The 21,808-nt window shown below is 62.9% G+C and carries 17 protein-coding genes; 3 read left to right on the plus strand and 14 right to left on the minus strand.

Annotation, left to right across the window (positions count from 1 at the left end):
- Positions 1 to 105: 105 nt before the first annotated feature.
- From Q8R81_RS15180 to Q8R81_RS15230, 12 genes are all read right to left on the minus strand, one after another.
- Positions 106 to 1,542: an aldehyde dehydrogenase family protein gene (locus tag Q8R81_RS15180; protein ID WP_305619266.1), complete on the minus strand. Its 1,437-nt coding sequence runs from the start codon at positions 1,540 to 1,542 to the stop codon at positions 106 to 108.
- Between the two features lie 100 nt (positions 1,543 to 1,642).
- Positions 1,643 to 3,298: an acetolactate synthase large subunit gene (locus Q8R81_RS15185; RefSeq protein WP_305619268.1), complete on the minus strand. Its 1,656-nt coding sequence runs from the start codon at positions 3,296 to 3,298 to the stop codon at positions 1,643 to 1,645.
- Between the two features lie 164 nt (positions 3,299 to 3,462).
- A complete protein-coding gene (locus Q8R81_RS15190) occupies positions 3,463 to 4,401 on the minus strand; it encodes a D-2-hydroxyacid dehydrogenase (protein WP_305619270.1) in 939 nt (312 codons plus the stop codon).
- Positions 4,398 to 4,889 (minus strand): RES family NAD+ phosphorylase, encoded by a 492-nt coding sequence (locus tag Q8R81_RS18400; protein ID WP_371135381.1) that lies wholly within the window; start codon positions 4,887 to 4,889, stop codon positions 4,398 to 4,400. Before Q8R81_RS18400 ends, Q8R81_RS15190 begins: the two co-directional genes overlap by 4 nt.
- Positions 4,874 to 6,352, minus strand: a complete 1,479-nt coding sequence (gene cysS / locus Q8R81_RS15195; protein ID WP_305619272.1) for a cysteine--tRNA ligase — start codon at positions 6,350 to 6,352, stop codon at positions 4,874 to 4,876. Before cysS ends, Q8R81_RS18400 begins: the two co-directional genes overlap by 16 nt.
- Before the next feature lie 54 nt (positions 6,353 to 6,406).
- The gene (locus Q8R81_RS15200; protein WP_305619274.1) at positions 6,407 to 7,153 is read right to left on the minus strand and encodes a hypothetical protein; all 747 of its coding nucleotides are present in this window, start codon (positions 7,151 to 7,153) and stop codon (positions 6,407 to 6,409) included.
- Positions 7,154 to 7,155: 2 nt separating this feature from the next.
- Complete coding sequence (locus tag Q8R81_RS15205; RefSeq protein WP_305619276.1) at positions 7,156 to 7,923, minus strand: hypothetical protein; 768 nt, start codon at positions 7,921 to 7,923, stop codon at positions 7,156 to 7,158.
- Entirely contained in the window at positions 7,910 to 9,955 is a 2,046-nt protein-coding gene (locus Q8R81_RS15210; RefSeq protein WP_305619277.1) for an adenylate/guanylate cyclase domain-containing protein, read from the minus strand. Before Q8R81_RS15210 ends, Q8R81_RS15205 begins: the two co-directional genes overlap by 14 nt.
- A gap of 165 nt (positions 9,956 to 10,120) precedes the next feature.
- A complete protein-coding gene (locus Q8R81_RS15215; protein WP_371135382.1) occupies positions 10,121 to 10,792 on the minus strand; it encodes a nitroreductase in 672 nt (223 codons plus the stop codon).
- A 43-nt stretch (positions 10,793 to 10,835) separates the two neighbouring features.
- Complete coding sequence (gene cobT, locus Q8R81_RS15220; protein ID WP_305619279.1) at positions 10,836 to 12,647, minus strand: cobaltochelatase subunit CobT; 1,812 nt, start codon at positions 12,645 to 12,647, stop codon at positions 10,836 to 10,838.
- A gap of 74 nt (positions 12,648 to 12,721) precedes the next feature.
- A complete protein-coding gene (gene fsa / locus Q8R81_RS15225) occupies positions 12,722 to 13,375 on the minus strand; it encodes a fructose-6-phosphate aldolase (RefSeq protein WP_305619281.1) in 654 nt (217 codons plus the stop codon).
- Between the two features lie 72 nt (positions 13,376 to 13,447).
- Positions 13,448 to 14,131 (minus strand): DUF4197 domain-containing protein, encoded by a 684-nt coding sequence (locus Q8R81_RS15230; protein ID WP_305619283.1) that lies wholly within the window; start codon positions 14,129 to 14,131, stop codon positions 13,448 to 13,450.
- 71 nt (positions 14,132 to 14,202) lie between these two features.
- Between Q8R81_RS15230 and Q8R81_RS15235 the strand changes: the two genes are divergently transcribed.
- Positions 14,203 to 16,368 (plus strand): primosomal protein N', encoded by a 2,166-nt coding sequence (locus Q8R81_RS15235; protein WP_305619285.1) that lies wholly within the window; start codon positions 14,203 to 14,205, stop codon positions 16,366 to 16,368.
- 48 nt (positions 16,369 to 16,416) lie between these two features.
- Entirely contained in the window at positions 16,417 to 17,973 is a 1,557-nt protein-coding gene (locus Q8R81_RS15240; RefSeq protein WP_305619287.1) for a cryptochrome/photolyase family protein, read from the plus strand.
- A 158-nt stretch (positions 17,974 to 18,131) separates the two neighbouring features.
- Here the strand turns inward: Q8R81_RS15240 and Q8R81_RS15245 are convergent, their stop codons facing one another.
- Positions 18,132 to 19,007, minus strand: a complete 876-nt coding sequence (locus Q8R81_RS15245) for a CPBP family intramembrane glutamic endopeptidase (RefSeq protein ID WP_305619289.1) — start codon at positions 19,005 to 19,007, stop codon at positions 18,132 to 18,134.
- Positions 19,004 to 20,047, minus strand: a complete 1,044-nt coding sequence (gene ada / locus Q8R81_RS15250; protein WP_305619426.1) for a bifunctional DNA-binding transcriptional regulator/O6-methylguanine-DNA methyltransferase Ada — start codon at positions 20,045 to 20,047, stop codon at positions 19,004 to 19,006. Before ada ends, Q8R81_RS15245 begins: the two co-directional genes overlap by 4 nt.
- Before the next feature lie 154 nt (positions 20,048 to 20,201).
- Here ada and Q8R81_RS15255 point away from each other — a divergent pair, with 154 nt between their 5' ends.
- Positions 20,202 to 21,764: a serine protease gene (locus Q8R81_RS15255; RefSeq protein ID WP_305619290.1), complete on the plus strand. Its 1,563-nt coding sequence runs from the start codon at positions 20,202 to 20,204 to the stop codon at positions 21,762 to 21,764.
- Positions 21,765 to 21,808: the final 44 nt, after the last annotated feature.

The raw sequence follows: 21,808 nt of genomic DNA on the forward strand, positions 1-21,808 counted from the left end.
TAGTGAACAGACTAGGCCACCAACCGAGCAAGGTTCAAGTGGCTAAACACCCTTTCTCACACAATTCAGCAATAGTTCGGGTCAACAGGCGGGATTTGGACGGTTTCAGGTGCGGCGGATGACCAGATTTCGGATCTCGGACATATCTTCCATCGCAAAACGGATGCCCTCGCGCCCAAGGCCCGAATCCTTCACACCGCCGTAGGGCATGTTGTCGACCCGATAGGATGACACATCGTTGACCACGATTCCGCCCACATCAAGCTTGTCCCACGCACCCATCACCTTCTGGATGTCGGACGTGAACAGGCCCGCCTGAAGGCCGAACTTGCTATCGTTCACTTCATCCAGCGCGGCTTCCCAATCGGTGAACTTCGAAAGGATGACGACCGGACCAAACGCTTCTTCGGTATAGACGTCCATGTCGCTGCTGCAGCCTTCCAGCAGCGTGGCTTCGAGCATGTTGCCCTCGCATCCACCGCCTGCCAACAGGGTCGCCCCGCCCGCAACTGCCGCATCGATCCAACTCTTCAGCCGCTGCGCTTCCTTGGCCGAGATCATCGGACCGATGAAGGTGTTGCGGTTCTTGGGGTCACCGGACTTCAGTTCCTTGACCTTTGCCGCCAGCCTATCGCGGAACGTATCGTAGATGTCAGCGTGGATGATTACGCGCTGGACGTGGATGCATGACTGGCCAGACTGGTAGTACCCGCCAAAGATGATCCGGGCGAGCGCGTGCTCAAGATTGGCGTCCTTGTCGACAACCACTGCCGCGTTCCCGCCAAGTTCGAGCACGACCTTCTTCTTGCCTGCCTTGGCCTTTAGCTCCCAGCCCACGCCGGGAGATCCGGTGAACGAAAGCAGCTTGAGCCGCTCGTCAGTGGTAAAAAGGTCAGCGCCATCGCGGCTGGCGGGCAGGATCGAGAACGCGCCTTCGGGCAGAACATCACACTCGGCCAACACCTCGCCCATGATGATCGCGCCCAGCGGTGTGAGGCTGGCAGGCTTCATCACGAAAGGGCAGCCCATCGCGATGGCAGGCGCAATCTTGTGCGCGGCAAGGTTCAGCGGGAAGTTGAATGGCGAGATGAAACTGCACGGCCCGATCGGCACGCGCTTCCACATGCCCACATAGCCCTTGGCACGTGGGGAAATGTCGAGAGGCTGAACTTCCCCATAGTTGCGCGTTGCTTCCTCTGCCGCGATGCGGAAGGTGTCGATCAGACGGCCCACTTCGCCTTCGGAATCGGCAATCGGCTTTCCAGCTTCGACGCACAGGGCATAGGCCAGTTCGTCCTTGCGCTCGGCAAAGCGCTTCACGCAGTGGTCGAGCACATCGCGCTTTTCGTAGCTGGCCAACCGCGCCATCGGCTCTGCCGCGCGCACGGCCCCGGCAATCGCCGCGTCGATCACGTCAGGCGTGGCAAGCGCGGTGCGGAAAGCCACCTCACCGGTGAACTTGTCGGTCACCGCCAGATCGGTGTTGGGCTGCACCGCCTTGTTGTTGAGGTAGAGCGGATAGACGTCTTTCAATTGGGTCACTGTTCTGAAACTCCACGCTTTCCTCTGCGGCAACCGGGCTGCTATCGCCCTCCCGCAAGGAGAACTCAAGCAGCCCTGTGATTGCCGACACTGCGATGCGTCAAAGCGCCTTGGACAGATCCTTGATATCCTTGTTCAGAATCTGGTCGTTCTCCGAATAGTCCACCGGACATTCGATGAGATGCACGCCCGGCGTATCGCGGCAATGGGCGAGCAGTTCCTTCAAGTGCGCAGCGCTCTCCGCCCGGTAACCGCTCGCGCCATAGCTTTGCGCATACATCACGAAATCGGGGTTGTTGTAAGTCAGCCCAAAGTCCGCAAAGCCCATGTTCGCCTGCTTCCAGCGGATCATGCCATAGGAATTGTCGTTGAGAATCAGCACCGTGAGGTTCAGGCCCAGCCGAACGGCAGTTTCCATTTCCTGGCTGTTCATCATGAACCCGCCATCGCCGCAGATCGCCATGACCTTGCGATCGGGGTAAAGCATCGCGCTCATCATCGCAGACGGCAGCCCTGCCCCCATCGTGGCCAGCGCATTGTCCAGCAGCACGGTGTTGGGCTGGTATGCGGTATACCCGCGCGCAAACCATATCTTGTAGACGCCGTTATCGAGGCAGATAATCCCGTCCTCGGGCATGCAGTCACGCACCTGCTGCACCAGATGCGGCGGGAACACCGGGAAACGCTCGTCCGCCGCAAGCGGCACAGTGTGCGCCACTTCAGCAGCACGATAGGACAGCATCCGGTCAAAATTCCACGCCGGATTGGGCGTGATCGCTTCTTTCATCTGCCAGATGGCATTGGCGATATCGCCAATGACTTCGATGCTGGGGAAGTAAACGGGATCAACCTCTGCCGTCTTGGTCGAAACGTGGATGACGGGCGTTCCGCCGTTCCGCATGAAAAACGGCGGCTTTTCGATCACGTCGTGGCCGACGTTCACGATCAGGTCGGCGTCTTCCACCGCGCGATGGACGAAGTCGCCGGATGAGAGCGCCGCGCAACCCAGAAACTTGGGATGACGTTCATCAATTACGCCCTTGCCAAGCTGCGTGGTCAGGAACGGGATGCCACTCTTTTCCACGAATTCAGCAAGCATCTTTCCGGTCATCTTCCGGTTCGCACCCGCACCAATCACCAGAACCGGAGCCTTGGCATTCTGCAACGCGTGGACGGCCTGCATGACGGACTTCGCATCGGCATTGGGCCTGCGGACCAGACTTCGCTTCAGCGGCCGGGAATCGGTGTGTTCGTCAGCAATGTCTTCGGGCAGTTCGATATGCGTCGCGCCTGGCTTTTCCTCCTCGGCCAAGCGGTAGGCTTCCCGCACCCGGCTGGGGATATTGTCCGACGACTGCATCTGGTGCGTGAATTTTGTGATCGGTCCCATCATCGAGACGACATCAAGAATCTGGAACCGGCCCTGCTTCGATTTCTTGATCGGCTTTTGCCCGGTGATCATCAGCATCGGCATGCCGCCCAGCGTGGCATAGGCAGCGGCGGTCACGAAGTTCGTCGCCCCCGGCCCTAGCGTAGCAATGCATACGCCGGTCTTGCCGGTGTGGCGACCGTAAGTGGCCGCCATGAAGCCGGCGCCCTGTTCATGCCGTGTCAGGATCAGTTTGATCTTGGTGGAGCGTGACAGCGAATCGAGGAAATCGAGGTTCTCTTCGCCCGGAACGCCGAAGATGTATTCGCAGCCCTCTTCCTCAAGGCATTCAATGAACACGTCGGATGCTTTTTTGCCGTCAGCCATTTTCGGTCGCTCCACTTGCGGGAACGCGCAGCCACATGGCGCTCCCCTCCCCAACTCGGCTGCGACCGTTCAGAGCAAAAATCCGGCGCGTGTCGTTATGGCCCCGCACCTGCCCCTTGGGTCATGGGCTAACAAACCCCGACAGTAGAGTCACGCCCCGGCTTTCAGTAGCCCAAAGAAAGATCGACTTGCGGCTGCAATGGTTCGCCACGGCGGAAGCGGGGTAGGTTTTCAAGGAAGCGCGTGACCGACCGTTCAAACATGCGCGTCTGCGCGCGGCCCGAAAGATGACTGGTGACATGCGCGTTGGGCACGCTCCACAGCGGATGCTCAGGCGGCAGGGGCTCTGGCGTCACCACATCAAGGAAGGCATGGCCCGGACGTCCCACGTTCAGCCCGGCGATCAGCGCTTCCTGATCCACCACGGCCCCACGCGCAACATTCACCAGCGTGGAACCGGGCTTCATCGCCGCAATCTCTGCCGCGCCGATCATGCCGTCTGTCTCGGGCGTGGCGGGCACGGCCAGAACCACCCAATCAAACGTGCCAAGTAGCGCGCGCCATTCATCAGGCCCCAACGCCCCATCACCACCAGATCGCCGGACTTTGACCACATCTACATCAAAACCCTGCAGCATCCGATCCACCTGCTGCCCAATCGCACCATAGCCAAGGATCAGCGCCCGGCTCCCCGCCAGTTCCATTTTGCCCGGCGAATCCAGCAGCCATTCGTGCCGGTCCTGCGAACGCACAACCTCGCGGTAGCCCTTGGCCACGGTGAGCATGCCCATCACGACGTATTCGGCAATAGTGATGGCGTTGATGCCGGTGCCGTTGGTCAGGATCACGCCCCGTTCACGCAGCACATCGAGCGGGAAGAAATCGACGCCAGAGTAGACCGAGTTGAGCCACTTCAGCTTCGTCGCCAGCCGGATCGCCTTGTCCATTCCGCCGGGCTGATAGAGGTCGAACCAGCCGATTTCGGCATGGGGCGCGAGTTCGAACAGTTCATCGGCACTGCGGAAAAACCGCGGCTCGATCCAATCGGGCAAGCGACCCTCAACCAACGGCGCGGCCATCGCATTCATCACTAGGACGGTCATCGATTTTGCTCTCCCGCTAGGTCGCCAGCAAATCTTTCCAGCATTGGTGGACGATGCATGCAATCATCGAAACTGAATGGCCGGACGGCAAGCGGCGCTACGGTGGCAAATTCCGCATGAAGGGGGTTCATCAAAACCACGTCGGCCTCTGGCAAGACACGGGATCGTATAGCGATCAACAATGACCGCCCTGATACCAGCCATGCTTCAACTTCTTGCCTGATCTGCGCTTCATCAAATCCGTCCGGTAAACGTTCAGGAGCGCAGTTCACATCGGTCCATCCAAGAATAAAGTCTGTTGGCCAATCTTCTCTGGACGCCGGGAGATAACGCAATGCTACTAAAACCGCGAGGCCTGCTTCCGACGCCAATGAGATAACCGGGTAGCCGGGAGGACTGTAGCGCCCGCCAAATCGCCGTGCTCCTTCACCATCGAGCGCAGAGTGCTTTTCGCGTGTGACCCGCCAGAGTCTCAACCCAGCTTCCACTCCCAGCCCAAAGGATCGCCGTCCATCACGTCCACGCCCTTGGTGGCGAGTTCGTCGCGCAGGGCGTCTGAACGAGCGAAGTCCTTTTCGGCGCGTGCGGCTTTGCGAGCTTCGAGGGTGGCTTCGATTTCGGCGTCCTCGATCTCGACACCCTTCGGCCGCAGCCGCAATGCCGCACGTTCCAGCGTCAGCAAGCCCAAGCCCAGAACGGCGTCCATCGCCGCAAGCGCCGCAAGCTTTTCCGCCGGATCAACTTTCTTGAGCGCCAGAACTTCCTCGAACACAGTCAGTGCAACCGGCGTGTTGAGATCATCCGACACGGCGGCATCGAAACGTTCGAGGAAGGGCGTGAAGCGCAGCCCCGGTTGCGCCTCGCCTTCGCCCGCACGCTCCTTCGACTGCCCCACGGCAATCAACATCCGCTTCAGCCGCGTCAGCGCCGCCGTCAGCCCGTCCCACGAAAACTCCAACTCGCTGCGGTAATGCGCCTGCAGGCACATCATGCGGTAACCCAGCGGGTGGAAACCCTTATCGATCAACAGTTGCAGCCGCAGGAACTCGCCCGAAGACTTGCTCATCTTGCCGGAGCGTTCGACCAGAAAGTTGTTGTGCATCCACACCCGCGCGCCGGAATTGGCGGGCAGGTCCAGCCCGCCCGCGCAGCAGAATGCCTGATTTTGCGCGATCTCGTTGGGGTGGTGGATTTCGCGGTGGTCGATCCCCCCAGTGTGGATGTCGAACGGAAAGCCGAGCACTTCGCCCGACATGACCGAGCATTCCAGATGCCAGCCGGGAGCGCCCTTTCCCCACGGTGAATCCCATTCCATCTGGCGCTTCTCGCCTGCCGGAGTCTTGCGCCAGATCGCGAAGTCAGCCGCGTTGCGCTTGCCCTCTACGGCTTCGATGCGGCCCTCACCGTCCTCGGTCTGTGCCCGCGCCAATCGGCCATAATCGGCCACGGTCGAAACGTCGAAATACAGCCCGCTATCCAGTTCGTAGCAATGCGTGTCCGCGATCCGCTCAGCAAAGGCGATCATCTGCGGCACAAATTCGGTCGCAATCGTCCAGCGTGCGGGCTGTCGGATGTTCAGCGCCTTGATGTCTTCCCAGTAGGCCTGGGTATAATGCTGCGCGATGTCCCAGATGGAACGCGCCTCGGCCTGCGCCATCTTCTCCATCTTGTCCTCGCCCGCATCGGCATCGTCGGTCAGATGGCCAACGTCGGTGATGTTGATGACGTGGGTAAGCTTGTAGCCCTTGAACGACAGCGTTCGGCCCAGAATATCAGCAAAAACATAGGCGCGCATGTTGCCGATGTGGGGATAGTTATAGACCGTCGGCCCGCAGGAATAGACGCGCGCCTCGCCTTCATGGACCGGCTGGAACGGTTCCAACTGGCGGGTCAGGCTGTTGAACAGCCTGAGCGGAGCGGACGGGCTTAACGGCACGGGAGCGTTTGACATGGCCCAGCCATTGCCCCGCACCCCCGCCTCCGGTCAAGTCATTCGGCGGTCAAGTTATTCGGCGGGTGCTTCTGCCAGAACCTCTGCCAGCCATTCGAACTGCGCCTTGCAGCCGTTGTCCAGCAGCAGCGTGCCAAGCGCTGCAGCATCGGCAGGCACGGCTTCCGGCTCCAGCGTCACGATGCGAAACTCCGCTGCCTTGTCGGGCGTGGTTTCGTCATAGATGCGATAGGTGCGGCCTTCCTGCGGCGCAAGCATGGTCTTGGGCCATGCAATGCCAGCCGTTTTGGGCGGCCACTGCATCCGCACCATTTCCCCGCCTTCACTCTCGGTCAGCCAGGTGAAGCTGCGCGCCTCGGCCTTGCTGCGCCACAGATAAAGGTCACTGCCACGCGGCACGCAGACATTGCCGTCCTGCACCGTATCGGCAATCCAGATGCTGACCGGCAGCACCACGTCGGGGTCACCAGACGCCGCCCCACGCACCGCTCCTGCCCGAACCGACGCCGGATTGCTGAGCGACCGCGCCAGCAGCGCAGCTGCCCCGCGATCACGGTTGACCGCAGAGTCCATCACGAAAGACCCCGCACCTTTCAAAACGCGCGTCCCCGCCTTGTCGAGCACGGTGACGACATCGCCCGCCTTCAACACAACGCTGGCATTGGCAGGCAACCGCTTACCCTTAGGATAATTCACCGCCGTCGGCCCGGTAGAGCGAACGACGACCGCTTGCGCCAATGCCGCCGATGACACTGCGACAGCCATGAATGCGCCCGCAGCCGCCAGCGTTCTGCGCCGCATGCTCAGCCCCCCGCCTGCGTCGCGCTGGCAAGGTTGGCCAGCAGATCAAGCTGCGCGGTGCAGCCCTTCTCCGCCATCGCGCCTGCAATCTCCACCTCGTCCGTCGGCACTGTGCCAAGCACCATCGTGCGGATCTTTACCGGCGCGCCGACCGGGCTGCTGAACGTATAGGTTTGCCCATCGACCACGGGCACGGTCGCCGATGGCCAGACTTTCAGCGGATTGCCTGCGCGCCAGCTTACTTCGGAAGTGCTGCCATCCTGCGAAAGCAGCGTTCCCGTGCCATCCAGCGTCTTGTCAGGCCGCCACAGCACCAGCGCGGCGGGATCGGCCACGCAATAGGTGCCGCCCTTGCTCACATCGATGTGCCACACGTTCTCAGGCGCGGTGGGAGCCACGACCACCGGAGCCGCACCGGCCCCGCGCACAGCCCCGGTCCGCGTGCGTGCCCCGCCGCCGCGCGCCATCATTGAGGCCAGCGCAGTCGCGCCACCGCCATCCCGATTGACCGCACCGTTCAGCGTGAAAGTGCCCGGCCCGGCCAGCACGCGGGTGCCAGCCTTGTCCAGCACCGTCACCTGATCGCCGCCCTTGAGCACGACGGTGGCGTTCGCGGGCAGCTTCTTGCCCTGCGGATAGGCCGCCGCCGTCGGCCCGGTTGAGCGAACAACCACCGATTGCGCCATCGCGCCGCCTGCCATTGCCACTCCGGCCAGCGCCGCCATTCCGGCAACACTCGTGCGGATCAGCTTGCGATCAACCCAGCCCATTGTTCTCTCCCTCGTGCGCCTCGCGCAGTCTTTCGATCAAATTCATCATCGCGTCATCGCCCTGCACCGAATCGGACAGGCTGTCTGTGAGGGCCTGCACACGGTCCGCCTCACCTGCTGAATGCGCGCTGAGCAGGTCGGCTGAAACCTGGCGCTGCTCCATCGGCATATCGGGCACCGGCTCGAATACCTGCACTGGCGTAGACCGCCCGCGCAGCACCACTTCGCCCATTGGCCGGAACCAGTCCAGCCCGCACCGCTCCACCGCTTCACGGCTCACCAGCACCTTCGTGTCGAGCGTCTTGTTCGCGCCTTCCAGCCGCGCGGCGGTGTTCATCGCATCGCCCAGCGCGGTGTACTGAATGCGCCCCTCGCCCCCAAAGTTGCCGACCACCGCCTCGCCATAATGCACGCCCACGCGGGTGCGGCCGATCTTCGGCACGCCTTCGGGCACGTTCTTGCGGAAATCCTCACCCGCCAGATACATCGCCCACGCCGCCTTCACCGCCCGCTCACCATCGTCCGGGTAGGCAATCGGCGCGCCCCAGAACGCCACCACCGCATCGCCCACAAATTTGTCGAGCGTGCCGCCATATTCCAGCACCACCGCGCTCAGCCGGTCGAGGTAATCGTTCAGCAGCCGCGCAATCATCTCCGGTTCAACCGCGTGGGTCAGCTTGGTAAAGCCCTCCAGATCGCTGAACAGGCAGAAAATCTCGCGCTTTTCGCCATGCAGTGAAAGCCGCTCAGGGTTGCGCATGATCTCTGCGGCAACCGAGCGCGGCAGGTACTTGCCCAGCGCCCCTTGCGCAAATTCGCGCTGCGCCGCGTTGATCGCGCGCAGGCCCGAACTGATCGCCGTAAACGCTATAAGCCAGCCGATCAGCCAGCCTGTGGCAGGCAGATCCAGCGTGTCATACCCCGCCCGCTCCACCAGAAACGGCACAGCGAGGAACGCCGCAAACTGTGCCACCACCGCCAACGCCAGCACCCACGTGCGAGTTTGCACAACCGCCGTTGCCACGCCAAGCCCCACCGCCAGCAAGGCCGCCAGCACCTTGATCCACACCGCAGGCGGCGCTTTCCACGCCTTGTCCAGGAGCTGCGCCAGCATAGAAGCGTGAACTTCCACCCCGATCATCCGCGTTTCTCCGGTCACCGGATTGCCGGTGCGGGTAAACGGCGTGTCGAACTGGTCAAAGTCCGCAAAATCGCCACCGATCAGGACATAGCGCCCTTTGATCACATCGGTCACGAAGGGCGCAGTTTCCGGGTCGGCCAAAAGATCAATCGGGATCTTGTCAAACACCGGACGATCACTCGCTGTCGGCACACGAAAGCGGATCGGCCCGGTGAACTTGGCAAAGCGCGCATCTGCGTCCGCACTGTTCTGCGTCAAAGCCAGCGAAAGAAGCGGCGGCAACCCCGGATACTGCTTGGGCCAGCGCCGCGCCACACCATCGGAATCCGTCTCAAGCAGGATCGACGCCGGGCCAACCCTGTCGGTCCGCACGCTCTGCTGGAACGCCTTGAGATCCTGCTCCTGCTCATAGGTAATCGCTTCGGGATTGGTGCGATTATCGGCATAAGCCAGATAGACCGGCGTCTGCATCGCCTTCAACGAAGCGCGCAGCACCTCATCATCGTCCTGCGGGCTATCGAACAGCACGTCGATGCCCACGCCCTTGGCACCCAGCTTGTCGATTTCCGCCAGCGCCTTGGCCAGAATTGTGCGGTCCACCGGTGAAATCTGGCCGGTCGCGCGGTTGGTATCGGCGGTATAGACCACCAGCGTCACGCGTTTGTCCGTATCGGCAGGCGGCGCAAAATTCGCGGCGCGCAAATCATAAAGCGCGGCTTCTGCATCGCGCAACAGCGGCAGTTGCCAGCTGTTGAACGCGATGAACAGCGCAACCGCAATCAGCCCCAGCGCAACCACGGTGCGCTGCACGCCCAGTTGCCCAAGCCCACGCAGTGCGGTGCGGCCAATCTCGCTCGCGCCCGCTTCCGCCGCCTCATTCCGCCAAGGCATGTTTCGCCCCCAATCCGCATATCTCAAAGACCCGCCGCCAAAGCGCGAGCCTTACCCCCGAAGATTTTGCGAACCCCTTGCGAGCGCCTTTGCGCCTCATCCCGTTGCATAGGCGGATTGTTGTGGCCCTGCCAATGCGGAACTGCACGGCAGTGGAGCGAAAGGTCAAAATCCCAGGAAGCGCACGTTCCCGTCCACCGGTTCACGCTCACGCGGGAAGCCATTTACGCTGGCATCCTCCACACGATAGCCGATGGCCATGCCGCAGAAGAAGATATGCGTTTCGTCGGATACGCCGATGAAATCCTTGATCAGGCGGGCATGCATCGCAAGGAATTCCTGCGGGCAGGAATCCAGCCCTTCCTCCCGCAGCAGCAACATGATCGTCTGCAACCACATGCCGGTGTCAGACCACTGCGGCGATCCCATGCGCCGATCAAAATAGCACATCAGCACCGCAGGCGCGCCAAACGAGCTGGCATTGTTGCGCACGAAATCCGCCCGCGCATCGCCATCAGCCCGCTCAATCGCCATCGCCTGATACATCGCCTTGCCCACCTGCTGCAGGCGCGCCTTGCATTCGGGGATCGCTTCGGGCTGAGACCACGAATATTCCAGCGGATCCTGCAAGGGCGATACCAGCATCTTGGCCTGCAATTCAGCCAGCGGTGCCCCGGTCAGGATCGTGGCTTCCCAAGGCTGGAAATTGCACCCGGAAGGCGCCCACCGCGCCTTGTCCATCACCCGCTGCAACACCTCGAGCGGCACCGCATCAGGCTTGAACGCCCGGATCGAACGGCGGGAAAGGACGGCTTCGCTGACGGTCATCTGGCTCATGCACAGTTAACTGCCCGCTTAAACCCAAACCGTCAAGCGCTGCCTACTCGTCCTCGAACAAGTCCGCCAACTGCTCGATGATCGTGCCGCCAAGCTGTTCGGCATCCATGATCGTCACCGCGCGGCGGTAGTAGCGCGTCACGTCGTGGCCAATGCCGATGGCGACAAGCTGGACCGGCGATTGCTTTTCAATCCAGTCAATTACCTTGCGCAAATGCTGTTCAAGATAGCCTGCATTGTTCACTGATAGCGTCGAATCGTCCACCGGCGCGCCATCGGAAATGACCATCAGGATGCGGCGGTCTTCGGGCCGAGCCAGCAGGCGGCTGTGCGCCCACAGCAGCGCCTCGCCGTCGATATTTTCCTTCAGCAGGCCTTCGCGCATCATCAGGCCAAGGTTCTTGCGCGCGCGCCGCCACGGCTCGTCCGCCTTCTTGTAGACGATATGGCGAAGGTCATTCAGACGGCCCGGCTGTGCGGGTTTTCCGCCTGCCAGCCATGCTTCGCGGCTTTGCCCGCCCTTCCATGCGCGCGTGGTGAAGCCGAGAATTTCAGTCTTCACGCCGCAGCGTTCGAGCGTGCGCGCAAGGATGTCGGCGCTGATCGCCGCAATCGAGATCGGCCGTCCGCGCATCGATCCCGAATTGTCGATCAGCAGCGTGACGATGGTGTCCTTGAATTCCACATCACGCTCAATCTTGTAGGACAGCGCATGGCCGGGCGAAATCACCACGCGCGCCAGCCTTGCAGCATCGATCAGGCCTTCTTCCTGATCAAAGTCCCAAGACCGGTTCTGTTGCGCCATCAACCGGCGCTGCAACCGGTTGGCAAGCCGCGTGACCACGCCTTGCAGGCCCTTCAACTGCGTATCGAGATAGGCGCGCAGCCGCGTCAGCTCTTCCTCGTCGCACAGGTCGGTCGCCGCGATGATTTCGTCGAACTGGCTGGTATAGGCTTTGTAATCAAAGTTTTCGGGCAGATCGGTCCACGGGCGGTTCGGGCGCGTGGGCAGCATGCCCTCCTCACCCTCATCCGCCATGTCGGAATCAGCGGAATCGTCGTCCTCAATCTCCTGCTCGGACTCCGAATCCTCGTCGCCCTCGCTGGTATCGCCCGCCATTTCAGACGGCTGCTGCTCCTGATCGTCAGAGCTGCTCGGCTCTTCCTCGCCCTCGTCCTCCTGATCCTCGCCCTCGTCTTCCTGAGACTCCTCGTCCTGCTCGCTGGCGGATTGGGTCAGGTCGAGATGCTGCAACATGTCGAGCGCAAGTTGCTGGAACGCGCGCTGGTCATCCAGCGAAAGCGCCAGCGCTTCCATGTCGTTGCCAACCTTGCTTTCGATCCAGCTGCGCACCATCGCCATGCCGGTTTGCGCCGAGGCGGGCGCTTCTTGCCCGGTCAGCTTTTCGCGCAGCAAAAGCGCAAGCGCCGTTGGCAGCGGCACTTCTTCAGGCTTGGCCGCGCGGGCAATCGGATCAGACGCCGTGCGCACCGCAACTGCCGCGTTCAGGTTGCCGCGCATGCCCGCATAGGCATTGGCACCCAGCGCTTCATAGCGCACCTGCTCAACCGCATCATAACACGCGCGCGCCAGCGCCTCGCCCGGCGCATGGCGGCCGTGAATCGCGGCGTTGTGGTGGCGCAAGCGCAGCGCCATCGAATCCGCATGGCCGCGCGCCTCGGCCACCTGATCGGCAGGCAGCGCGCGTCCCGGCATCGGCACACGCATCGATTGGCCAGACTGCACCGGCGCATCCGCCGTCCACGCCACTTCCACCTCGGGATCGAGCGAAATGGCGCGTGCGGTGCCTGTCAGCACCGCACGGAAACGGTCGAGGGGGGATTCGTCAGCCAATGCCTGCCTTCAAAATTCGAGCCACACCATTGCGCCCCCGCGGAGGCGGGGGCCTCAGGCAGGCCAACTCAAGTTCAACCGATCTTCTGGCCGCTCTTCGCCCAGTCCGCAAGGAAGCCTTCGATACCCTTGTCCGTAAGGACATGTTTGAAAAGGCCCTTGATCACGGCGGGCGGTGCGGTGATGACGTCCGCGCCAATCTTTGCGCTGTCCAGCACGTGAACGCCGTGGCGGATCGAGGCGACAAGGATCTGCGTTTCAAACGCATAGTTGTCATAGATCAGACGGATGTCGCTGATCAGTTCCATGCCATCGAAGCCATTGTCATCATGACGGCCCACGAAAGGCGAGATGAACGTCGCGCCCGCCTTGGCCGCCAGCAGCGCCTGATTGGCCGAGAAGCACAGCGTGACGTTGACCTTGGTGCCTTCGCTGGTCAGCGCCTTGCAGGTCTTCAGACCGTCAATCGTCAGCGGCACCTTGATGCACACGTTGTCGGCAATCTTGCGCAGAATTTCGGCCTCGCGCATCATTCCGGCATGGTCGAGCGCCACGACTTCTGCCGAAACCGGACCATCGACCAGACCGCAGATTTCGCGGGTCACTTCGATGAAGTCCTTGCCCGCCCTGGCGATCAGCGTGGGGTTGGTGGTCACGCCATCGAGCAGGCCGGTGGCGGCAAGGTCCGCGATTTCTGCAGTATCGGCGGTGTCGACGAAGAACTTCATGGGGCTGGCCTTCCAGATGGGGAGGAATGATTCCCCCCGCCTATAGGGAAGCTGGTCCGCGTTGTCAGTCCGTCACTTTATGCCGAACGCCGCCATCAGCACCGGATCGTTGGTTGAACGCGGGTCGGCGCGGATCGCCGCTTCCTCGCGCCCAATCGCGCGGAAGATGGCGTTGTCGGCCTGCATGGCCAACGAATTGGCAATTCCGCCTACGTCCACGCCGGTGAGTGCCCCCAACACCTCGGCCAGAAGCGGCTCGCGGCTGACGCGAATCGCATCGCCGAATTCCGGCACCATGATCTCGACAAGGCTCGTGCCCATTTCCTGATGAAGATAGGAGCTTGCCGCCATCGGATCGCTGCTGCGGATCAATGCCAGCGCATCGCGCACGCCGATGGTGCGCACGGCATCGGCCACGGCGGGTGCGGCACGTTCCGCCGCATCATAAGCCATGTCGTTGAAAGCGCGGCTCAAACGGTCCTTCATCAGCGGCCCGGTCAGAATGCGCGCCAGCACGCCACCGCGATTGCCGATGGATTCCGGCAGGGCCAGCCGCGTCACAGAATCATCCCAGAAGCCGCCCGGAGCCAGAAGGCGCGCAAAGGCACGGTCGCTGGAGAGGAACAGCAACCGCCGCACCGCTTCCTCCAGCGAAAAGGAAGGAAAAGTTGAACATCCGGCGACTGCGAGCACGCCGATTGACGTCATTCCGCCCAGTAAGGCCCGCCGCCCCAGCACGTTGGAAATCAGCGCCATATCTTTTCTCCTCAGTTCCTTGATGCCCGGGCTTTGCCCCCGGCTCTTGCGCCCCATATAGACGGGCTAACATGAACCGCGTCCGATGCCTTGTCTTCAATGCCGCACTCGGCCCGCTCGATTACCGGGTGCCCGCCGGGATGGACGTGGAACCGGGCAGCGTCGTCCTCGCCCCGCTCGGCCCGCGTCAGATCATCGGCGTGGTCTGGGAGGCGGAACGCCTGCCCGCCACGGAAGTGCCTGAAAACAAACTGCGTCCGATCCTGCAGGTGCTCCCCGTCCCCCCGCTGCCTGCCCCCTTGCGCCGGCTGATCGAATGGACGGCGGACTACTACCTGGCCCCGCTGGCCTCGGTCGCGCGGATGGCGCTGTCGAGCAACGCGGCGTTGCAGGGTGGCGGGACGATCACGGAATACCGCCTGACCGGGCGCGAGCCGGGCCGGATGACCCCGCAACGGCTGATCGCGCTCGACCTGCTGCACGATCAGCAAGCCACGATCCGCGAACTGTCTGAAATTGCAGGCGTTTCCGACGGCGTTTTGCGCGGGATGGTCAATGCCGGACTGCTTGAGGCGGTGGTGGTCGATTCAGACCGCCCCTATCCCCGCGCTGATCCGCACCACGCCGTGCCAGATCTTTCGGACCAACAGGCTGAAGTTGCAGCGAAATTTGTGGATGCCGTGAAGGCACGGGAATTCCGCCCCTTCCTGCTCGATGGCGTGACCGGATCGGGCAAGACGGAGACCTATTTCGAAGCCATCGCCACCGCAATCGAAGCGGGTCGGCAGGTTCTCGTGCTGCTTCCCGAGATCGCCTTGACGGAAACTTTCCTCAAGCGGTTTGAGGAACGGTTCGGCGTTCAGCCGGTGACATGGCACAGCTCGTTGAAGGCGTCAGAACGGCGGCGCGCGTGGCGTTCGGTGTCGCTAGGTGTCGCTCAGGTGCTTGTAGGTGCACGTAGCGCCCTGTTCCTGCCGTTTGCAAATCTTGGCCTGATCGTCGTCGATGAGGCCCACGAAATTTCGTTTAAACAAGATGATGGCGTGCGCTACAACGCCCGCGATGTGGCCGTGATGCGCGCCCGCTTCGAGTCCACACCTGTCATTCTCGCCAGCGCCACACCCGCGCTCGAAAGCCTGCAGATGGCAGAGGCGGGACGCTATGAACGGGTCATCCTCCCCGCCCGTTTCGGCGGCGCAACGATGCCCGAAATCAAGGTGTTGGATTTGCGGGTCGAGCAGCCTGAACGCAACCACTGGATCGCCCCGCCGCTGGTCGAAGCGCTGAAGGACCGGCTGGAAAAGGGCGAGCAATCGCTGCTTTTCCTCAACCGCCGGGGATTTGCCCCGCTGACGCTGTGCCGGGCCTGCGGATACCGCTTCCAGTGCCCCAATTGCTCGGCCTGGCTGGTCGAACATCGCCTGTCGAAACGCCTCGCCTGCCACCACTGCGGACATGAAGTGCCGACGCCCGATGCCTGCCCCGAATGCCATGAACCGGACTGCCTTGTCGCCTGCGGCCCCGGCGTGGAGCGCATTGCCGATGAAGTGGCAGAAATCCTGCCGAATGCGCGGGTTATGCTCGTCACTTCAGACACGCTGACAAGCCCGGCCAAGGCGGCAGAGTTTGTCGAACAGGCCAGCGCCGGTGCGATTGACGTGATCGTAGGCACGCAATTGGTTACGAAGGGCTACCACTTTCCCGAACTCACTCTCGTCGGCGTGATCGATGCCGACATGGGGCTGGAAGGCGGTGATTTGCGCGCGGCGGAGCGGACCTACCAGCAAGTCGCGCAAGTTGCCGGACGCGCGGGACGCGGAGCGAAGCCGGGCGTCGTGATGATCCAGACGCGCCACCCCGAAGCCGCCGTGATCGAAGCACTGGCCAGCGGCGACCGCGATGCCTTCTACGCCGCCGAGGCCGAAGCCCGCCGCGATGCCGGAGCGCCGCCGTTCGGGCGCTGGGCGGCAATCATCGTATCGAGCGAGGACGAAGCCGAAGCCCGCGATGCGGCGCGCGGCATCGGCGGCACCGCGCCCCGGCTGGAGGACGTCTTGATACTCGGCCCTGCGCCTGCCCCGCTGTCTTTGCTGCGCGGGCGCTATCGTTATCGTCTGCTGATCAATGCCCGCCGATCCAGCGAAATCCAGCGTGTGATCCGCGAATGGCTTGATCCTTTGCGCTTTCCGCCGGGTGTGCGCGTGGCCGTGGATATTGACCCCTACAGCTTCGTCTGACCCGAACGGGCAGGTTGAACCAATCGCGCGGTCGGCCATTCACCCCCAATGACTGGCCCCGTTCTCGTCCCCATCCTTGGCGATCAGCTTTCGCCCGATATCTCCAGCCTTGCCGACCGCACGCCGGAGGACACGGTGGTGCTGATGATGGAGGTGGCCGAGGAGACGACTTACGTCCGCCACCATAAGGCCAAGATCGCGCTGATCCTTTCAGCCATGCGCCACTTTGCCGAGGAATTGCGCGCGGCGGGCTGGACCGTGGATTACATCAAGCTTGACGATCCCGAGAACAGCGGCAGCTTCTCAGGCGAAGTGGCCCGCGCTGTGGAGCGGCACCGGCCTCGCGGCGTGCAGGTGACCGAACCCGGCGAATGGCGGGTGCGAAACGCGATGGACCAGTGGCGCACCGACCTGCCGTTGCGGGTGCGCATCCTGCCGGACACCCGCTTCGTATGCCCCTTGCCCGATTTTTATGAGTGGGCGGCGGGGCGCAAGGAATTGCGCATGGAGTGGTTCTACCGCGAGATGCGTCGCAAGACAGGTCTGTTGATGGAGGGCGACAAGCCGGTTGGCGGGCGCTGGAACTTCGATGCGGAGAACCGGGGCGGGCCGGAAGCGGGGTTGCAGCCGCCTGCCCTGCCCGTGTTCGAACATGATGCGTTGACGCGCGAGGTACTCGATCTCGTCTCAGCGCGCTTTGCCAAGCATTTCGGATCGTTGGACAAATTCGGCTGGCCTGTCACCCGCGCAGAGGCCGAAGCTGCGCGCGACGATTTCCTGAAGTACCGCCTTCCGCTGTTCGGCAAGTATCAGGATGCGATGGTGGCGGGCGAGGATTTCCTGTTCCACGCGGCGCTTTCGCCCGCCATAAACATCGGCCTGCTCGATCCGCTGGACCTATGCCGCCGCGCCGAAACCGAATGGCGTGAAGGCCGTGCGCCTTTGGAAGCGGTGGAGGGCTTCATCCGCCAGATCATCGGATGGCGGGAGTATATTCGCGGCATGTATTGGCTGGAAATGCCGGGGCTGGCCGACGCCAACGGCCTCGAAGCAAACCGCCCGCTGCCAGACTTTTACTGGACCGGCGAAACGCCGATGCGCTGCCTTTCTGATTGCGTGCGGACGACGCAGGAAAACGCCTATGCCCACCACATCCAACGGCTGATGGTGCTCGGCAACTTTGCGTTGCTGGCGGGGTTGAAACCGCAGGATGTCGCCGACTGGTATCTGGTGGTTTACGCCGATGCGTTCGAGTGGGTGGAACTTCCCAACGTGGCGGGGATGGTGCTGCACGCCGACAAGGGCCGGCTGGCGTCGAAGCCCTATGCCGCCAGCGGGGCCTATATCGACCGCATGAGCGACTATTGCGGGAAATGTGCGTTCAACGTGAAGAAGAAGACCGGCGATGGGGCTTGCCCGTTCAACGCGCTGTACTGGCACTTTCTGGCGCGCAACGAGGCGAAGCTGGCCGGGTATCACCGGCTGGCGCAGCCCTATGCAACATGGCGGCGGATGAGCGAGGACAAGCAGGCGGAATACCTGGAGAGCGCGGAGGCGTTTTTGGCGACGTTGGAGCCTGCTGAGGTGGGTTGGGCGCGGAATTGACGGCACAGCGCTTGTGCCCACCCCGCTGCGACTAATTTCGCCTTTGGCTCACTAAGTCTCGCGGCCCTCCCGCCTGCCGGAGGGCAAAGAACAGCGCCTGCACTCCCCTCCCGCAGGCGGGAGGGGTTGGGGGTGGGAATTCTGACCAGCCTGAAGTCTCAGCGCTTCACCCACATCGGCGGCCTGATTCCGCCCTGCCGCACCACGCGCACCAACAGCAGCAGCCCCGCACCCGTCGCCACGGCCATTGCGATCACGCTGGCCTCCAGTCCGAACACACCACCCGTCAGCCAGTCCGGCCCTTCGCGCACGGTGGAAAGCAGGCCTTCGGGGGCTTTTCCGCCCGAAACCGGGACGCTGAACACCCAGCCTTGCGTGAAATTCCACGCGGCGTGGATGCCGATGGGCACCCACAGGCGGCGCGTCCACAGATAGGCCGCGCCAAGCAGGATGCCCGCTTCCATCGCGATGGCAAAGGCGGCGAACAGGCTGGCACCGTCGTTGGCAAGGTGGGCCGCACCGAACAGCGCCGAGGTTATCAGCAGCGCTGCCCACGTGCCCAGCATCGTTTCGATGTGGCGCAGCAGGATGCCGCGAAACAGGATTTCCTCGATGGTGCCAGATGTGACCGCCATCGCCAGCATGCCCCACAATGCGCCAAGGCCGTTTACGCCTTCGACGCGGAAGCCTCCCATCACCGCAACGATGCCCGTCATCAGCGTGAACAGGCCTGCGCCGATCAGCAGGCCCAGCGGCACATCGCGCATAAAGGCAGCGGCGGGCAGTTCATCGTTCGCGCGCCATTCGATCCAGCGGCGACAGGCAAGGTAGATTGCGATTGCGAGGCCAGCCACCGCGAGCGCACCGAGCAGGCCGGTAACGCCATCGACATCAACAAACGGAATCAGCAGCGCCGACGCCAGCGAGGCGACGAAGCCCACGGTGAGAAATTCAACGATGAGCAGCGTCAGCGGAAAGGCAATGATCCTCCGCAAGAGACCGGGCTTTGGCTGCTGCACAACGTCCACAATCACTCCCCACTGCCTTCGCGTTCCTTGTTCAGCAATTGCTGCTTGATCTCAAGCCCATAGGCATAGCCGCCCAGCGAGCCGTCCGAGCGGATCACGCGGTGGCACGGGATCAGCACCGCCACGTTGTTCGCACCGTTGGCCGAACCTGCTGCCCGCACCGCGCCGGGTTTGCCCACTTCGGCAGCGATCTGCGCGTAGGAGCGCGTCTCACCCAGCGGGATTTGCCGCAGCGCCTGCCACACGGCTTCCTGAAAGGCGGTGCCTTTCACATCGAGTGGAATGTGCGCAAAATCGCCCGGTGCCTCCACCGCAGCGACCACATCGGCAAGCAGCGCGCCGAAAGCTTCGCCGCCCTGCTCCAGCACGGCATTGGGGAAGCGGGTGCGCAGTGCGCTTTCATTCTCGTTGAAAGACAGGCGGCACACGCCTTTTTGGGTGGCGGCAACGAGCATCGCGCCGAGTGAGGTCGGCACCACGGCCCAGCGGATGGTCACCCCTCGCCCGCCGTTGGTCCAAGCTGAAGGCGTCATGCCCAGCCGGTCCTCTGCTGCCGAGTAAAAGCGCGAAGGGCCGGAAAAGCCTGCGTCATAGATGGCATCGGTTACACTTTCTGCTGATGTCAGGGCCTGCGCCATGCGCTCCTTCTGCAAGGCGCGGGCATAGGCGGCGGGGGACAGGCCGGTGTGGCGGGCGAACACGCGCTGGAAGTGTGTGGGCGAATAACCGCAGCGCTGCGCCAGGTCGGCCAGCACCAGAGTTTGCCCGGCAGCCTTGATCGCCTCGATAGCGGTCAGAACAGCGCGCTCATCGCGCGAAACGTCGTCGGGCGAACAGCGCAGGCAGGGCCTGAGACCCGCCGCCCGCGCCGCCGCACCATCGGCAAAGAAGCGCACATTCTCACGCCGGGGATGGCGGGCGGAGCATGAAGGGCGGCAATAGATGCCTGTGGTGAGAACGCCGGTGACGAAGCGCCCGTCGAATGCTCGGTCGCGCGCCATGACGGCGGCCCATGCTTCATCATCGGGGATCAGCGGCGTTTGCATCGTGTGCGAGGGATAGTCGGCCCCGCGCGCAGGGCAAGTGTGCAGTCGATCAGGCATAGGACAACTCCGTGATTGTGGAGAGACCCTGCCAAATCCCGGTGACGCGCGCGTCCCGCACCTTGCGGTCAAAGCGAAAGGGCGCAAGAAGCAGCGCATGCGTGTCGCCAAGCCCATAATCGTATTGCTCACTGCCCTGTTTGCCTTGCTTGCAGGCTCTGCCGTGCAGGCCGATCCGGCTGATATTTCCGCCGCCAGCCGGTCTGTCGTGCGCGTGGTCATCGTGGAAAGCGATGGCGACCGGGCGCGGCTGATCACCCACGGCACCGGCTTTGCCGTCACGCCCAACCTGATCGTCACCAACGCCCACGTGGTCGAAGAACTGCGCGGCGACGATTCGCTGATCGCAGGTGTCGTCCCGGCCGAGGGGCGCAATGGCTATCCGGCGCGGCTGGTAGCCTATTCGCCGGGGAACGACCTTGCGCTGCTGCGCATCGAGGGCGGTGGATCGATCACGCCGATCACGCTGTTTCCGGGCGTGCCAGGTGATGGTGGCGAAGTTTACGCCGTCGGCTATCCGGGCAATGTCGATCTGGCGCAGGGGCTTTCGATGGCCGATCTGGTGACGCCGCAGGCCGCTGTGAAGACGCGCGGATATTTGTCTGGCGGGCGCTCGTCGCGCTCGTTCGACACGCTGCTGCACACCGCGCCGCTCGGTTCTGGCAATTCGGGCGGGCCGCTGCTCGATTCGTGTGGGCGCGTGATCGGCGTGAACTCATTCGGCACGATCAGCGACAATGGCACCGATTCGGCGTTCTATTTTGCGATCTCGATGCGCGAGCTGGCCACGTTCCTGCGCCGCGCCAATGTGGAAGTGCACAGCAGCGGGTTGCCCTGCCGCTCGATTGCAGACCTGAACCGCGCCGAAGCAGAGCGTGCCGTAGGCGAAGGCGCGCGGCTGGCGGCAGAGAAAGAGGCCAAGGCCGACGCTCGCGAACGCGCGCTGGCCAAGGCGCAGCGCGATGCGGAGCTCGCCGTGATTTCGGAACGCGACAACGGGCTTGCGCTGGCCGCGTTGCTGTTGGTGGCGGCGCTGGCGGCGGGCGGCTGGGGCATGGTGCAGGCTTCGAAGCGGCGCGGACGGTTTCAGCGCAAACATCTGTTTGGTGCAGGTGCGCTGCTGGTTTCGGCGATTGCCGTGTGGTTCCTGCGCCCCTCCCTCGCTTCGATAGACAGCCGTGCGACGGAACTGTTGAGCCAGCCTGAAGCAAGCCCCAGCGCCAGCACATCGGCCATCGCCACGGCGAAATCGGGCAACGGCAAAATGATTTGCGTGCTCGATCCGCAGCGCAGCCGCGTCACCGTGTCCGACATTACAGACGTTCCCATCGAGTGGACCGAGAGCGGCTGCATGAACGGCAAGACGCAATATGGGACGGCACAGGATGGGTGGAGCCGGATTCTCGTGCCCAATCAGGAAGAGGCCGTCTCTGTAAATTCGTATGACCCACAGACACGCACGTACACGGTGGAGCGCTTCCTTGTGGACCTCGATACCATGACCAAGGCCCGTGCAGAGCGTGCAAAACTCAACGCGCCTGCCTGCGGTGCGGGCGAGGATGCCGCACTGCAATTTGGCCGGAGTCAGCAGGCAATCAAGGCACTGCTGCCGCCCGAACCGAACGAACGCATGCGGTATAACTGCCAACCTGCCGGATAAATACGCCCCGCATACCAAAAAACAGGGTCATACCTATGCACGAG

The organism is Novosphingobium sp., from assembly GCF_030696665.1.
Taxonomy (GTDB): Bacteria; Pseudomonadota; Alphaproteobacteria; order Sphingomonadales; family Sphingomonadaceae; genus Novosphingobium.